The sequence below is a fragment of the Mesorhizobium sp. M2A.F.Ca.ET.042.01.1.1 genome (assembly GCF_003997405.1).
Taxonomy (GTDB): Bacteria; Pseudomonadota; Alphaproteobacteria; order Rhizobiales; family Rhizobiaceae; genus Mesorhizobium.
The window spans coordinates 1-14,898 of record NZ_RZRX01000033.1; the positions used below are offsets into that span (position 1 = coordinate 1).

Consider the following 14,898-nt stretch of genomic DNA (forward strand, 5'->3'; position numbering starts at 1 on the left):
CTTCAGCGCCATCATCAGCCGCACTACGGCGACCGGCATCGGCTCGCCGACGCCGGCGGCATGCGAGAGCACGATGTTGCGCTGGAGCGTTTCGAGATCGCTCTCTGGAATACGAACGCTGGCCAGCTTGCCGAAGCCGGTGTTGATGCCATAGACCGGCTCGCCCTTGGCGAGGATGCGGGCGACCGCCTCGGCGCTGGCTCGGATCTTCGGCCGGCAGGCCGCATCCAGCTTCGGCACGGCGCCGCGATAGATGGCGCGCCAGTCGGCAAGCGTCGCGCTGCCGGGCGTCAGGGTCAGTTCGGTCATTGTCCTCTCCAGATGCGGGCATGGAGCGGGTTGAAGCCCATGCGATAGACGAGTTCGGCCGGGCGCTCGATGTCCCAGATGGCGAGGTCGGCCGATTTGCCGGCTTCCAGCGTGCCGGTCTTGTCGAGGAGCCCCAGCGCACGCGCGGCCTCACGCGTGACGCCGGCGAGGCATTCGTCGACAGTCATGCCGAAGAGCGTCGCGGCCATGTTCATGGTGAGCAGCAGCGAGGTGAGCGGCGAGGTGCCGGGATTGGAATCGGTGGCGACCGCCATCTTCACGCCGTGGCGGCGGAACAGATCGACCGGCGGCTTCTTGGTCTCGCGAATGAAGTAGTAGGCGCCGGGCAGGATCGTCGCCACGGTGCCGGCCTTGGCCATCGCCGCGGCGCCCTCCTCGTCCGTGTATTCAAGATGGTCGGCCGACAGCGCGCCATAGCGCGCGGCAAGCGCCGCGCCATGCAGGTTGGAAAGCTGGTCGGCATGAAGCTTCACCGGCAGGCCGAGCGCTTTGGCCTTGTCGAAAACGCGCGCCATCTGCTCCAGCGAGAAAGCGATGCCTTCGCAGAAACCGTCGACGGCGTCGGCGAGCTTTTCGGCGGCGACCTGCGGCAGGATGGTATCCGCGACGAGATCGATGAACGCGTCCTTGTCGCCCTTGGCTTCCGGCGGCAGCGCATGGGCCGCGAGACAAGTGGCGCGGATCGTGACCGGGCGGTCGTCTGCCAGCCGGCGGGCGGCGCGCAGCGATTTTTTCTCGTTGTCAGCATCGAGGCCGTAACCGGACTTCACCTCGACGGTCGTGACGCCTTCGGCGAGCAGCGCGTCGAGACGCGGCAGAGTCTGGGCGACGAGCTCGTTCTCGCTGGCGGCGCGCAGCGATTTGACCGAGGAAACGATGCCGCCGCCGGCGCGCGCCACTTCTTCATAGGTGGCGCCGGCCAGCCGCATCTCGAATTCATTGGCGCGGTTGCCGGCATAGACGAGGTGCGTGTGGCAATCGATCAAGCCGGGCGTGATCCAGCGTCCGGCGCAATCGATGGTCTCGGCGCCCTGCCCGGCCGCGACCGGCATATCGGCCTCGGGACCGGTATAAACAATGAGGCCGTCGCGCGCGACGACCGCGCCTTTCTCGACGATACCGAGACCGGCCGCGCCCTCAGCCATGGTCGCCAGGCGCGCATTGCGCCAGACCCGATGGCCGCTCTTCCCGCTTGCTCCACCCATCATCTTTTCCGTTTGCTTGGATAGCGATTATGTATATACATATTGAAACGCGACGCAAGCGATAATGTCGCTCGGACTTCAGATTCGGAGAGGAACGTGACGGCAATCTTTGCAGAACAGGCGCTGCTGCCCGAGGGCTGGCAAAGCAATGTCAGGATCGCCTTTGAGGATGGCCGCATCTCCAAGGTCGAGGCCGGCGCTATCGCGCAGGCGGGCGACGAGCGCCATGCCATCGTCCTGCCCGGCATGCCCAACCTGCACAGCCACGCCTTCCAGCGCGGCATGGCAGGTCTTGCCGAATTGCGCGGCCCTTCGGCCGACAGTTTCTGGAGCTGGCGCGAGGTGATGTACCGCTTCGCGCTCTCGATGACGCCGGATCAAGTCGAGGCGGTCGCGGCGCAGCTTTATGTCGAGATGCTGGAAGCCGGCTTCTCGCGCGTCGGCGAGTTCCACTACCTCCACCACGACTGCGACGGACAGCCCTACGCCAACGTCGCCGAGATGGCGGAGCGGATCGCGGCGGCAGCCGGAGAGACCGGCATCGGCCTAACGCTCCTGCCGGTCTTCTATGAACATTCGGCCTTCGGCGGCGCCGCTCCCAATGAAGGCCAGCGGCGATTCATCAATGATGTCGAACGTTTCGGACGTCTGCTTGAGAAAGCCCGCGAGGCTGTTCGTCCGCTTGAGCAAGCCGTTGTCGGCGTCGCGCCGCACAGTTTGCGGGCCGCAACGCCGGACGAACTCAATTCAGTCGCAGCGATGGCGCCGAACGGTCCGATCCACATCCATGTCGCCGAGCAGGTGAAGGAGGTCGAGGATTGCGTTGCCTGGTCGGGCAAGCGTCCGGTCGAATTCCTGCTCGCCAACGCCAAAGTCGACAAAAGCTGGTGCCTGATCCACGCCACGCATATGACCGAGGCCGAGACGATCGCCATGGCCCGGACCGGGGCGATCGCGGGGCTTTGCCCGATCACCGAGGCCAATCTCGGCGACGGCACTTTCGCGGCGCCGCTTTTCGTTGAGCATGGCGGCCGTTTCGGTGTCGGGTCCGATTCCAACGTGCTGATCGGGCTGCCGGACGAGCTGAGGCAGCTCGAATATTCGCAGCGCCTCGCCCATCGCGCCCGCAATGTGCTGGCGCGTCCCGGCGGTTCCAACGGGCGCGCGCTGTTCGATGCGGCGCTCGACGGCGGCAGCCAGGCGCTCGGCGCCGGCCCGTCGCAGATTGCCGCCGGCGGCGCTGCCGATCTCGTCTCGCTCGATCAAAACCATCCATCGCTGGCCGGCAAGACGGGCGACGCGATCCTCGACGCCTGGATCTTCGCCAATGGCAGCACGATCGATTGCGTCTGGGTGCATGGCAGGAAGCAGGTCAGCGGCGGCAGGCATGCGAAGCGCGAGGCCGTTGCCAAGCGGTTCCGCAAAGTCATGACCGCGCTGTCGCAAGGCTGAAGCAGGACCGTCCGATGAGCCTTGTCGAGACAGATGACATCGATGGCGGCGAGATCCTCTCGCTGCATCAGCGCATCCTGTCCGACATCCGCGAAAAGATCCTCTCAGGCGCCTGGGCGCCCGGGCATCGTATCCCCTTCGAACATGAGCTGACGGCTCAATACAATTGCTCGCGCATGACGGTGAACAAGGCGCTGTCGCAGCTTGCCAAGGCTGGACTGATCGAGCGCCGCCGCCGTTCCGGGAGTTTCGTGCGCCAGCCGCAGTCGCAGGCGGCGGTGCTGGAACTGCACGACATCAGGATCGAGGTCGAGGCGCTCGGCCTGCCCTATCGCTACGAGCGGCTGGAACGCCTCAAGCGGCGCAGCAGCGCCGATGACCGCGCGCTGCTCGGGCTTGCCGCGCCGGGGCCGGTGCTTGCGCTGGAAGGCCTGCATTTTGCCGGCGAACGGCCGTTCGCGCTGGAGCAGCGGCTGATCAACCTTTCAGCCGTGCCCGAGGCCGGCGAGGAGGAATTCCTCGACATCGCGCCGGGCCCTTGGCTGATCGGCCGCGTGCCGTGGAGCGAGGCCGAACATCGCATCCGCGCCATGGCCGCCGACGAGAATATCGCCGACGCGCTCGACATCGACGCGAGCGCGCCCTGCCTGGTGGTCGAGCGCCGCACCTGGAGCGCTGAGCACCCGGTGACCCATGTACGCTTCATCTATCCGGCGGAGAGCCATACGCTGGTGGCGAGGTTCACGCCGTCGCAGGGGTAGCGCTCTTCTCCTTCTCCCCTTGTGGGAGAAGGTGGATCGGCGTGCAGCGCCGAGACGGATGAGGGGTGTTGGAAGAAACGAGGCGCTGAAGAACAGGGGGCTTCAAGCGCCCATTTCTTCAACGCAGCGATCCTTCCAACACCCCTCATCCGGCCGCTTCGCGGCCACCTTCTCCCACAAGGGGAGAAGGGGAAGCGCCGCGCCCTACAGCGCCGCCGTCACAATGATCTCGACCAGATATTCCGGAGTAGCCAACTTGGCTTCGCCGGTGGCGCGGGCCGGGGTGTGGCCCTGCGGCACCCACTTGTCCCATTCCGAGTTCATCTCGGCGAAGGTGCCCATGTCGGCCAGCCAGATGATCGCCTGGACGATCTTGGTCTTGTCGGTGCCGGCCTTGGCCAGCAATTCGTCGATGGTCTTCAGGATGTCGCGCGTCTGCGAGGCGACGTTGCCGCCGGGCTGGCCAACCTGACCGGCCAGGTAGACGGTATTGCCGTGGATGACGATCTGGCTCATGCGCGGGCCGACATCGATGCGACGAATGCTCATTGCAGGTTCCTTCGTTTCTTGGAGTCGCGCTTGTTTAGAGTCCGGACCGCCCTGGGGCAAGGCCGGTGGCCGCGAAACCAATTGAGCCAATTGTCCGGAGAGTCCGCCCATCCGCCTACACGGCGAGTTGACCGGCCGTGTCACAATTCCGCCGGACCGCGATGTTGACTAATGTAATAACATCACATATCGACAAGCTACCCGATTTCGCGGACCGACGCCTGATGACCAATGCCTGCCTGACCTTCCGCGACCTGACGCTCGGCTATGGCAGCCATCCGGCGATCCATCATCTGAACGGCGTCGTCCGCAAAGGCTCGTTGACCGCGGTGGTCGGCGCCAATGGCTCGGGCAAGTCGACGCTGATGAAGGGCATCGTGGGCGTGCTGAAGCCGATGGAAGGGGCCGTGGTCCGCATGCCGGGCGTCCGCACCGCGTATCTGCCGCAGCAGTCGGAACTCGACCGCTCCTTTCCGGCGCGGGTCGTCGATCTGGTCTCGCTCGGCCTGTAGCCGAAGCGCGGGATGCTCGGCCGTTATACGAAAGAGGATCGCGAGTCGGTCAGCAAGGCATTGATGGCGGTCGGGCTCGGCGGCTTCGAGAAGCGGCCGATCGATACGCTGTCGGGCGGCCAATTGCAGCGCACGCTGTTTGCCCGCGTGCTGTTGCAGGACGCCGACCTCATCCTGCTCGACGAGCCTTTCAATGCGGTCGACGCCAAGACCGTCGGCGATCTCATCCAATTGATAAAGCGCTGGCATGGCGAGGAGCGTACGATCATGGTCGTCGTGCATGACCTCGATCTCGTGCGGCAGAATTTCCCGGAAACGCTGCTGCTCGCCCGCCAGCCGGTCGCCTGGGGCGACACAAAGGAAACGCTGCGGCCGGAAAACCTGCTCAAGGCACGGCGCTTCCACGAGGCCTGGGAAGAGAATGCGCCCTGGTGCGAGCCGAGCGAGCATGATCACGCCCATGACCATGGGCACGACCATCACGATCATGCGCATGATCATCATCACGACCACGGCTCCGGACCGAGGGCGGCGTGATGGAATTTTTCTACGGCTGGTTCATCGCACCCTTCGCCGATTTCGCCTTCATGCAGCGGGCGCTGTTCGGCTCGCTGATGCTGTCGCTCGGCGCCTGCCCGGTCGGCGTCTTCCTGATGCTAAGGCGCATGAGCCTTTCGGGCGACGCCATGGCGCATGCCATCCTGCCGGGTGCCGCCGCCGGCTTCCTGCTCTACGGGCTCGAGATCCTGCCGATGACGATCGGCGGGCTGATCGCCGGCATCATCGTGGCGCTCGGCGCGGGCGCCGTGTCGCGCTTCACCATCCAGCGCGAGGACGCCTCGATGGCGGCCTTCTATCTCATTTCGCTTGCCGTCGGCGTGCTGATGGTGTCGATCCGCGGCTCCAGCGTCGACCTCATGCATGTGCTGTTCGGCACGGTGCTCGCGCTCAACAACGAGGCGCTGATCCTAATCGGCGGCATCGTGGCGGTGACGCTCGCCTGCCTCGCCATTTTCTGGCGCGCCCTGGTCGCCGAATGCCTCGATCCGCTGTTCCTGCGCTCGGTGAGCCGCATGGGCAGCCCGGTGCATTTCATCTTTCTCGGGCTCGTCGTGCTCAACCTCGTCGGCGGCTTCCAGGCCCTGGGCACGCTGCTCTCGGTCGGGCTGATGATGCTGCCGGCCGCTGCCGCCCGCTTCTGGACGGTGCGCGTTGAACCGATGTGCGTGCTGGCCGTGCTGATCGGCTTTGCCTCCTGCGGCGCCGGTCTGCTTCTGTCCTACCACGCTTCGCTGCCTTCCGGCCCGGCGATCATCCTTTCGGCCGGCGTCGTCTATTTCTGCTCGATCCTGTTCGGCACGCGCGGCGTGCTGCGCGCCCGCATCGTGCATCACCGCCACCGCACCGCCTGACCCCAATCCCCAAGCAAGGAGACTGTCCCCAATGCTGAAATCCTTCCGTGCCGCGCTGGCGTTGAGTGTTATAACATTAAGCGCCTTCGCGACCTCTTCCGCCTTCGCGGCGCCGCTCAAGGTCGTGGCGAGCTTCACCGTGATTGCCGACTTCGCCAAGAATGTCGGCGGCAACCGGGTCAACATCACCACCATCGTCGGGCCGGACGGCGACGCGCATGTCTATGAGCCGAGCCCGGCCGACGCGGTGGCGATGGCAGGCGCCGACGTCGTGCTGGTCAACGGCCTGCATTTCGAAGGTTTCCTGCAGCGCCTCGTCGACGCCAGCGCCACCAAGGCCGCGATCGTGACGTTGACCAAGGGTGTCACGCCGATCGACTTCAAGCCGGAATTCGCCGACGCGGACGCTGCCGAAGGCGCCGGCACCGGCGGCGGCAAGACCGTCACCGATCCGCACGCCTTTCAATCGATCGCCAACGCCAAGATCTATGTGAAGAACATCGCCGATGCTTTTTGCGCGGCCGACAATGAAGGTTGCGACAGCTATAAGGCCAACGCCGCAGCCTACACCACCAAGCTCGACGCGCTGGAAGGCGACGTGAAGGCGGCGATCCAGTCGATCCCGGAGGCGAAGCGCGTGGTCATCACCTCGCATGACGCCTTCGGCTATTTCGAGCATGAATACGGCCTGACCTTCCTGGCGCCGCAGGGCATCTCGACCGATTCCGAGCCTTCCGCGGCCGACGTCGCCAAGCTCGTCGAACAGGTGAAGCAGGACAGGGCTGCGGCGATCTTCGTGGAAAACATCACCAATCCGCGGCTGATCGAGCAGATCGCCGGCGAGACCGGCATCAAGGTCGGCGGCACGCTTTATTCGGACGCGCTGTCGGGGTCGGACGGCCCGGCTTCGACCTATATCGACATGATGCACAACAACATCACGCAGATCAAAGGCGCGATCCTCGGCAGTTGAGCCGGCTTGTCGGCCTGCGTTGAGAACCGGCCAACGCCGCCTTTCCAGCCGGACCATTTCCGGCTGGATTCCCGTGTGAAAATGTCTATCTGCTGAATGAGTATCTCCTTATCGACGCGGATTGGCCTTTCCATGACCGACTTCACGCCATTCCAGTCTCTGCTTGGCGGAGCCCTGATCGGCCTGTCGGCCGTGCTGCTGATGGCATTGCATGGCCGCATTGCGGGAATGACCGGGATACTGACCGGCGTTATCCCGCCGGTGTCCGCCGACTGGAAGTGGCGCGCTGCCTTTCTCGCCGGCGCGATCAGCGCGCCGCTGCTGATCCAGCTCGCCGGGAAGGACATCGAGTTCAATGTGCCGGTACCGACGTTGGCCCTTGTCGTCGGCGGCTTTCTCGTCGGTGTCGGAGTGCATTTCGGTGGCGGTTGTCCGAGCGGGCACGGCATTTGCGGCATCGCGCGACTGTCGCCGCGCTCGTTCGTCGCCGTCGCGACCTTCATGGCCACCGCCTTCGTCACCGTTTTTGTCACCCGTCATGTGATTGGAAGCTGAACCATGAGCAAGCTCGCCTCGGCCTTCCTGATCGGCGGCCTCTTCGGTTTGGGCATCGCTGTGTCCGGCATGATCAACCCGGCGAAAGTGCTGAATTTCTTCGACATCGCCGGAACCTGGGATCCTAGCCTGATCTTCGTGATGGGCGGCGGCCTGGCCGTCGCCTTTGCCGGTTACCGCCTCATATTCGCCCTCCGCAAGAGGCCGGTGTTCGAAACGGCTTTCGCCTTGCCGGGCAGGAAGGACATCGACAGCCAACTCGTCGGGGGCGCCGCGCTGTTCGGCATCGGCTGGGGCATTGCCGGCTTTTGCCCCGGCGGCGCCATTCCGGCGCTCGGCCTTGGCCGCGCGGAGACGCTGATCTTCGTCGTCGCGATGGTGGCGGGCATCGCGGTGGCGCGCTTGGCCAGGACTCGGCTTGCCCGCCTGGCGACCACATAGGAAATCTCCACCGCAGTGGTTGCCCGCCGGTCCGGGGAGTGGCAGAACTGCGCCCAAGCCAACAGGCGCCTAGGATTGCGAGGACGACATCATGGAATACCGCCAGATCAGCGACGACTATTCGGTCTCCGGCCAGATCCAGCCGCAGGACATCGCCGCCATCAAGGACGCCGGCTTCAAGAGCGTGATCTGCAACCGGCCGGACGACGAGCAGCCTGGCCAGCCCTCTGCCGACAGCGTTCAGGCCGCGGCTGAGGCGGCAGGGCTGGCGTTCCGCTACATTCCGGTCATCAGCGGCCAGATCACCATGGACAATGTCGAGGACCAGGCCGCCGCGCTCGACGAGCTCGAAGGGCCGGTCTTCGCCTATTGCCGCTCCGGCGCCCGCTGCACCAATCTTTACGGGCTGATCCAGCAGCAGCGCGGCTGACGATTTGCCGAGAAAGTGTACTGATATTCAGGTCAGGCCGGCCTCACCTGAATATCAGCACACTTTAAATCGGCAGCGCGCCGGTTTCCTTCAGCGTCTCCAGCACGATCGCCGTCTTCACGTGCTGCACGGATTCATGCGGCAGCAGAACGCCGTTGACGAACTCCGACAGTGATTTGAGATCGGGCGTCACCACCTTGAGGATGTAATCCATCTCGCCGGTCAGCGCGTGCGCCTCCTGCACCTCGGGCAGTCGCGCCACCAGTTCGCCGAAGCGGCGGGCATTGTCGCGGTTGTGGGTGGCCAGGGTCACCGAGATGACGTTGACCAGCGAAAAGCCGAGACGATCGCGGTCGAGCACGGCGCGGTAGCCCTTGATGTAGCCATCGTCCTCCAGCCGCTGGCGGCGGCGCGAGCATTGCGAGGGCGACAGGTTCACGCGCTCCGAAAGATCGTTGTTGGTGTATCGCGCATCGTCCTGCAGAAGCGCCATTATATTGCGGTCAAACTGATCAAGGCGCGCATCATCCATACCTATTCCTCCACTCATGCACAATTTGCGCACATGATGCGCGTTATGGGCGGCTGAATGCAAGCACCGTGCGGCGGCTCCGCGCTATCATGGCGAGCATAGCCAAGCCTGGCCGCAACAGCTTTCGGAGGACTGCCATGGGCCCCTTCCCGCACGACGCGCCACCCGCGAAAATCAGCAAGCAAAATCCCGCCGGCACCGACGGTTTCGAATTCGTCGAATTCGCGCATCCGGAGCCCGCCAAGCTTGCCGAACTTTTCACCCGCATGGGTTATGTCGCGGTGGCCAAGCACCGGACCAAGAACATCACCGTCTGGCGCCAGGGTGACATCAACTATGTCGTCAATGCCGAGCCGGGCTCGCATGCGATGAAGTTCGTCGAAAAGCATGGCCCTTGCGCCGCCTCGATGGCCTGGCGCGTGGTCGATGCCAAGCACGCCTTCGAGCACGCCGTGTCGAAGGGCGCGACGCCCTATGAAGGCACCGACAAGGCGCTCGACGTGCCGGCCATCGTCGGCATCGGCGGTTCGCTGCTCTATTTCATCGAAGCCTATGGCGAGAAGGGGTCGGCCTACGATGCCGAGTTCGAGTGGTTAGGCGAGCGCGATCCCAAGCCCGAAGGCGTCGGCTTCTACTTCCTCGACCACCTCACCCACAATGTCTATCGCGGCAACATGGACAAGTGGTGGGATTTCTACCGCGACCTGTTCGGCTTCAAGCAGATCCATTTCTTCGACATCGACGGCAAGATCACCGGCCTGGTCAGCCGGGCGATTACCTCGCCCTGCGGCAAGATCCGCATTCCGCTGAACGAATCCAAGGACGAGACCAGTCAGATCGCCGAGTACCTCAAGAAGTACAATGGTGAGGGCATCCAGCACATCGCGGTGGGCACCGACGCCATCTACGAGGCCACCGACAAGCTTGCCGCCAACGGGCTGAAGTTCATGCCCGGCCCGCCCGACACCTATTATGAAATGTCGCATGAGCGCGTGCACGGCCATGACGAGCCGATCGAGCGCATGAAGAAGCACGGCATCCTGATCGACGGCGAAGGCGTGGTCGACGGCGGCATGACCAAGATCCTCCTGCAGATCTTCTCCAAGACCGTGATCGGCCCGATATTCTTCGAGTTCATTCAGCGCAAGGGCGACGAAGGCTTTGGCGAAGGCAATTTCCGCGCCCTGTTCGAATCGATCGAGCAGGACCAGATCAAGCGCGGCGTGATCAAGCTGGACGGCAAGGCGGCTTAGAGCCAAGCCAGCAGAACGACACAACCGCCGGCTATCTAAAGGCCGGCAGCCTTCCGCAGAATGTCGTTAATCCGGCTCAGCCAGCCAGGTCCGCCGGCACGGAAGCGGGCGAGCACGTCGCTGTCGAGGCGCAACGTCACCTGTTTCTTCGGATTGTCGATCGCCGGCCGGCCGCGCGAGCGGCGAATGCTTTCGGCAAGATCGGGGAACACTTCAGCGAAGGGACGGGCTTGGGCAAGCTGCTCATCAGTGGCCTCCGGGCTGTCTACAGCATCCCAGTCCGCCTCGGTGAAGCCCTTGCCCGGTGTGAATTCCTTGTCAGGCTTGGTAATGTTCAGCCTCTTCGCTGTCATCGGACATTCCTTTCCTTCCCACTGGCTACCGCATGGAAACGACGGAGATGGCCTCGTTTCCAAGGCGAGAGAAGACCACCGTAATTGCAGCTTCGCCAATGTTGCCGATCGCCATGAATCGCTTGCCACGCGCCGGCAAGATGGTGGCGGCATAAAAGAAATCCATCTCGATATCCAAGAAGTCCATCCCGTGTTTCGAGATGTTCGCCTGTCGCTTGATCTCATCCCAAACGATCTTCACCGGAATTTATGTACCTACAATAAATAAGTCAAGAATTTTCGTAACTACAATAATTTTTCAACACAGCCGCCGCGCTTACAGCCCCAGCCGCTCAACCTCATCCTCCCTCAGCTTGACGTCATAGTCGAGCAGGAACTCATCCAATTGCGGCGGCGCTACCGAGGTGCCTGAGAGCATGGTATGCACTTGGCCGCGGTGATGGATGTCGTGCAGGAAGACATGGCCGAGGATGTCGCCGATGCGCTCGGGAATCAGGCCGTCCTCGCGCCGGTCGGTGACGACTCGACGGTCGAGATCGGCTTCCGACAGGCCATCGCAGAAGGCGACAAGCTTGCGGTCGAAATTGGCCTGTGCCGCCGCCAGGCTTGCCGTATCGTCGAACGGGATGAAGTCGTCATAGGCTGCGGCACCCAGGCCTCCATCCGTCAAGAAATCGAGATAAAGAAGGTCGACCGCGAGGATGTGGTTGAGCGTCTCCCTGATCGACGGGAAAAAGCTTATGCGCCCGGCCTCGAACTCGCCGGGCTGGAGTGCCAGCACGGCGCGGTAGAGCCGGTCGTTCGACCAGAGATTGTTGCGCGCCATGCGGCGCAGGTGATCGAGCAGCGTCACCGTTTAGGCCTCCTCCCCCGGCCCGCGCCTATTTGACGTATTTCTCGACCTTCTGCTCGATGGCGCCGAAGATCGAATGGCCGGCCTTGTCCTTCATCTCGATCCGCACCGTGTCGCCGAAACGCAGGAACGGCGTCTTCGGCTCGCCGCTCTCGATGGTCTCGATCATGCGCAGTTCGGCGATGCAGGAATAGCCGGCGCCGCCGGCCGAGACCGGTTTGCCCGGCCCGCCATTCAGCTTGTTGGAAACGGTGCCGGAGCCGATGATGGTGCCGGCGGCAAGCGGCCGGGTTTTCGCGGCATGCGCGATCAATGCCGGAAAGTCGAAGGTCATGTCGACGCCGGCATTGGCGCGGCCGAAGGGCTTGCCGTTGAGATCGGCGAGCAGCGGCAGGCTGACCTTGCCGCCATCCCAGGCGTCGCCCAGTTCGTCGGGTGTGACAGCGACCGGCGAGAAAGCCGATGACGGTTTCGACTGGAAGAAGCCGAAGCCCTTGGCCAGCTCAGGCCCGGTGATGGCGCGCAGCGTCACGTCGTTGACCAGCATGACGAGGCGGATCGCCTCCCTCGCCTCTTCCAGGCTCGCGCCCATCGGCACGTCGTCGACGATGACCGCAACCTCGGCCTCCATGTCGATGCCGAAGGCTTCATCGGCCATGCGGATCGGATCGCGCGGGGGAACAAAACTATCCGAGCCGCCCTGGTAGATCAGCGGATCGGTCCAGAAGCTTGCCGGCATTTCGGCGCCGCGCGCCTTCCGCACCAGCTCGACATGATTCACATAGGCCGAGCCGTCCGCCCATTGATAGGCCCGCGGCAACGGCGAATTCGCGTTGTGTTCGTGGAAACGCTCCGACGGGACGGCGTTGGTCTCGAGCGATTCCGCCAACGTCGCGAGATGCGGGGCAATGCGGCGCCAGTCGTCGAGCGCGGCCTGCAGCGTCGGCACCAGGAAGGAGGCATCGGTGAACCGCGTCAGATCGCGCGAGACCACGACAAGCTTCCCGTCGCGCGTCCCGTTCTTCAGTGTGGCAAGCTTCATGCGGTTTCCTCTCCTCGCGCGGCTTTGGCGCCGCTTAGTTGTACAACAAGGCCGTCGCGGGCGATCGTCAAGTCACCCGCCCACGATTTCCTGACAGCGGCGACCCAATCGGCCTCGCTGATCGCCGGATCGTCGGCCGGGATGAGGTGGTTGAGCACCAGCCGCCGCACACCGGCATTGCTGGCGATGCGGCCGGCATCCTCGGCGAGGCTGTGGCTGGCGAACAGGTGCTCGCGCAGCCGCGCGCCGTTGCCGGTCCGGGCGACCAGCCTTTCCACACCTTCTTCCAGCATGGCCTCATGGACGAGGATGTCGGCGCCGCGCGCGAATTCTGCCAGCGGCGGGAAGAAGGCTGTGTCGGCGGAGAACACCACGCTTCTGCCGCCATGCCCGAAGCGCAGCGCAAAACAGTCGGTCACCGGCGGATGGTCGACGCGCAGCGCCGCCACTGTCAGTCCTTCTTCCTCCAGGATGGCGCCCTCGCCAAATTCCTTGATGGAGACCAGTTCGCGGATATCCGGCCGGCCCTCGTCGACGATGCGGATCCCGATGTCGAATGCCATCGCCTGGTAGAAATGCCGCCAGTAATCCTGTGTGCCCAGCGGTCCGTAGACCGTCACCGGCGTCGCCAGTCCCGCGGTCCAGGCGGTGTGGATCAGCGGCCCGAGTTCCAGAATATGGTCCGAATGGAGGTGCGTGATGAAGATCAGGTCAAGCGCCTTGAGGCTGATGCCGGCATCGACCAGGCCGCGCGTGACACCAAGCCCGCAATCCACGACGTTGGTACGCTCGCCAATCTGAAGGAGCGACGAGCTCGGCCATGGCCCGCCCGGACGCAACGCCGGGCCGCCCTTGGAGCCCAGAAGCACCAGCCTGTCGCTCATCGGGCGAACCTCAAGACCAGTCGCCCTCCGGGGTGCCGTTGAAACGCTTCTTCAGGTCGGCCCAGCAGTCGATGTAGTTCTCCTGCAAGGTTCCGAGTTCCGCGGCATAGCGCGTCAGCATCTGGGGAAATCGGGTCTCGAACATGAAGGCCATGGTGTTGTCGAGCTTGACCGGCTTGAGGTCCGCCCGCGTCGCCTTCTCGAAGCCGGAAGCATCCGGCCCATGCGCCAGCATCTGATTGTGCAGGCTGATGCCGCCCGGCACAAAGCCCTCTTCCTTGGCGTCGTACTGGCCATGGATCAGGCCCATGAACTCGCTCATGATGTTGCGGTGGTACCATGGCGGACGGAACGTGTCCTCTGCAACCAGCCAGCGCGGCGGGAAGATGACGAAGTCGACATTGGCCGTGCCCTCCTCGCCGCTCGGCGCCGTCAGCACGGTGAAAATAGACGGATCGGGATGGTCGAACAGGATGGCTCCGACCGGCGAAAACGTAGCCAGGTCATACTTATAGGGCGCATAGTTACCGTGCCAGGCGACGACGTCGAGCGGCGAATGGCCGAGCTCTGTGACGTGGAAGGTGCCGCACCATTTGACGATCAGCCGGCACGGCGTCTCCTTCTCCTCGAACCAGGCGCAGGGCGTCTTGAAGTCACGCGGATTGGCCAGGCAATTGGCGCCGATCGGGCCGCGGTCCGGCATGGTGAACTTGGCGCCGTAATTCTCGCAGACATAGCCGCGCGCCTCCTTGTCGGCGAGCTCGACCTTGAAGACCAGGCCGCGCGGCAGCACGGCGATCTCGCCGGGGCGAAGCTCGATGACGCCCATCTCGGTGACGAAGCGCAGCGCGCCGACCTGCGGCACGACCAGCAATTCGCCGTCGGCGTTGAAGAAATGGTCGTCGACCATCGAGCGGTTGGCGACATAGACATGCGCGGCCATGCCGGATTGCCCGGCAGCATCGCCGGCCGTGGTGAAGGTGCGCATGCCGGAGATGAAGTCCGTCGGCTCGGTGGGCATGGGCGTCGGATTCCAGCGGTATTGGCCGAGCGCCAGCTCATGATCGCCGATGTTGGGGCTTGTCTTCCACAAAGGGTAGCTAGCGGCCTTGAAGCGGCCGGTGTGCTTCACGCTCGGGCGGATGCGGTAGAGCCACGAACGCTCATTGGTGCCGCGCGGCGCGGTGAAAGGCGAGCCGGAGAGCTGCTCGGCATAAAGCCCGTAGGCCGGCCGCTGCGGCGAGTTGCGCCCCTGCGGCAGCGAGCCGGGCAGAGTCTCGGTCTCGAAGTCATTGCCGAAGCCCGGCATGTAGGAAAAGCCCATCCGATCCTCCCTGATCCCGGTGCCCAAACCTCGCGAA

Annotated in this window: 18 protein-coding genes and 1 pseudogene; 9 read left to right on the top strand and 10 right to left on the bottom strand. The window is 64.1% G+C overall.

Annotation, left to right across the window (positions count from 1 at the left end):
• Positions 1-309, bottom strand: a 309-nt coding sequence (locus tag EOA23_RS07545; protein WP_189341536.1) for an aromatic amino acid lyase, incomplete at its 3' end; no start/stop codon positions are given.
• Complete coding sequence (gene hutI / locus EOA23_RS07550) at positions 306-1,535, bottom strand: imidazolonepropionase (protein WP_189341537.1); 1,230 nt, start codon at positions 1,533-1,535, stop codon at positions 306-308. The genes EOA23_RS07545 and hutI, both read right to left, overlap by 4 nt.
• Positions 1,536-1,631: 96 nt before the next feature.
• Here hutI and EOA23_RS07555 point away from each other — a divergent pair, with 96 nt between their 5' ends.
• On the top strand, positions 1,632-2,987 hold the full coding sequence (locus tag EOA23_RS07555) for a formimidoylglutamate deiminase (RefSeq protein WP_127303450.1): 1,356 nt from the start codon (positions 1,632-1,634) through the stop codon (positions 2,985-2,987).
• A gap of 14 nt (positions 2,988-3,001) precedes the next feature.
• The gene (gene hutC / locus EOA23_RS07560) at positions 3,002-3,748 is read left to right on the top strand and encodes a histidine utilization repressor (protein WP_127303451.1); all 747 of its coding nucleotides are present in this window, start codon (positions 3,002-3,004) and stop codon (positions 3,746-3,748) included.
• A gap of 204 nt (positions 3,749-3,952) precedes the next feature.
• On the opposite strand, the gene EOA23_RS07565 is transcribed toward hutC, so the two are convergent.
• Positions 3,953-4,297 (bottom strand): RidA family protein, encoded by a 345-nt coding sequence (locus tag EOA23_RS07565; protein ID WP_126061243.1) that lies wholly within the window; start codon positions 4,295-4,297, stop codon positions 3,953-3,955.
• A gap of 224 nt (positions 4,298-4,521) precedes the next feature.
• Between EOA23_RS07565 and aztA the strand changes: the two are divergent.
• The 6 genes and pseudogenes from aztA (at position 4,522) to EOA23_RS07595 (ending at position 8,620) form a co-directional block, all read left to right on the top strand.
• Positions 4,522-5,346: pseudogene (aztA, locus tag EOA23_RS07570) on the top strand (zinc ABC transporter ATP-binding protein AztA).
• On the top strand, positions 5,346-6,221 hold the full coding sequence (gene aztB, locus EOA23_RS07575; protein ID WP_127303452.1) for a zinc ABC transporter permease AztB: 876 nt from the start codon (positions 5,346-5,348) through the stop codon (positions 6,219-6,221). Before aztA ends, aztB begins: the two are co-directional and overlap by 1 nt.
• A gap of 31 nt (positions 6,222-6,252) precedes the next feature.
• Positions 6,253-7,194, top strand: a complete 942-nt coding sequence (gene aztC / locus EOA23_RS07580; protein ID WP_127303453.1) for a zinc ABC transporter substrate-binding protein AztC — start codon at positions 6,253-6,255, stop codon at positions 7,192-7,194.
• A gap of 132 nt (positions 7,195-7,326) precedes the next feature.
• The gene (locus EOA23_RS07585) at positions 7,327-7,749 is read left to right on the top strand and encodes a YeeE/YedE thiosulfate transporter family protein (RefSeq protein WP_127303454.1); all 423 of its coding nucleotides are present in this window, start codon (positions 7,327-7,329) and stop codon (positions 7,747-7,749) included.
• A 3-nt stretch (positions 7,750-7,752) separates the two neighbouring features.
• Positions 7,753-8,190 (top strand): DUF6691 family protein, encoded by a 438-nt coding sequence (locus EOA23_RS07590; RefSeq protein ID WP_126061248.1) that lies wholly within the window; start codon positions 7,753-7,755, stop codon positions 8,188-8,190.
• Between the two features lie 91 nt (positions 8,191-8,281).
• A complete protein-coding gene (locus EOA23_RS07595; protein ID WP_127303455.1) occupies positions 8,282-8,620 on the top strand; it encodes a TIGR01244 family sulfur transferase in 339 nt (112 codons plus the stop codon).
• Positions 8,621-8,684: 64 nt separating this feature from the next.
• Here the strand turns inward: EOA23_RS07595 and EOA23_RS07600 are convergent, their stop codons facing one another.
• On the bottom strand, positions 8,685-9,152 hold the full coding sequence (locus EOA23_RS07600; RefSeq protein ID WP_127303456.1) for an Lrp/AsnC family transcriptional regulator: 468 nt from the start codon (positions 9,150-9,152) through the stop codon (positions 8,685-8,687).
• A 137-nt stretch (positions 9,153-9,289) separates the two neighbouring features.
• Here EOA23_RS07600 and hppD point away from each other — a divergent pair, with 137 nt between their 5' ends.
• Positions 9,290-10,405: a 4-hydroxyphenylpyruvate dioxygenase gene (gene hppD, locus EOA23_RS07605; protein ID WP_126061249.1), complete on the top strand. Its 1,116-nt coding sequence runs from the start codon at positions 9,290-9,292 to the stop codon at positions 10,403-10,405.
• Between the two features lie 35 nt (positions 10,406-10,440).
• On the opposite strand, the gene EOA23_RS07610 is transcribed toward hppD, so the two are convergent.
• The 6 genes from EOA23_RS07610 to hmgA all read right to left on the bottom strand — a co-directional run bounded on the left by EOA23_RS07610 (position 10,441) and on the right by hmgA (position 14,861).
• Positions 10,441-10,758, bottom strand: coding sequence for a BrnA antitoxin family protein (locus EOA23_RS07610; protein ID WP_127303457.1), 318 nt, complete (start codon positions 10,756-10,758; stop codon positions 10,441-10,443).
• Between the two features lie 25 nt (positions 10,759-10,783).
• A complete protein-coding gene (locus EOA23_RS07615; protein WP_127303458.1) occupies positions 10,784-10,999 on the bottom strand; it encodes a BrnT family toxin in 216 nt (71 codons plus the stop codon).
• A 75-nt stretch (positions 11,000-11,074) separates the two neighbouring features.
• Positions 11,075-11,611, bottom strand: coding sequence for a DinB family protein (locus EOA23_RS07620; protein WP_127303459.1), 537 nt, complete (start codon positions 11,609-11,611; stop codon positions 11,075-11,077).
• Between the two features lie 28 nt (positions 11,612-11,639).
• Positions 11,640-12,653 carry a fumarylacetoacetate hydrolase family protein gene (locus tag EOA23_RS07625; protein ID WP_127303460.1) on the bottom strand — a complete coding sequence of 338 codons (1,014 nt, stop codon included), beginning with the start codon at positions 12,651-12,653 and terminating at the stop codon, positions 11,640-11,642.
• Complete coding sequence (locus tag EOA23_RS07630) at positions 12,650-13,537, bottom strand: MBL fold metallo-hydrolase (RefSeq protein WP_127303461.1); 888 nt, start codon at positions 13,535-13,537, stop codon at positions 12,650-12,652. Before EOA23_RS07630 ends, EOA23_RS07625 begins: the two co-directional genes overlap by 4 nt.
• A gap of 10 nt (positions 13,538-13,547) precedes the next feature.
• The gene (gene hmgA, locus EOA23_RS07635; RefSeq protein ID WP_127303462.1) at positions 13,548-14,861 is read right to left on the bottom strand and encodes a homogentisate 1,2-dioxygenase; all 1,314 of its coding nucleotides are present in this window, start codon (positions 14,859-14,861) and stop codon (positions 13,548-13,550) included.
• Positions 14,862-14,898 lie beyond the last annotated feature (37 nt).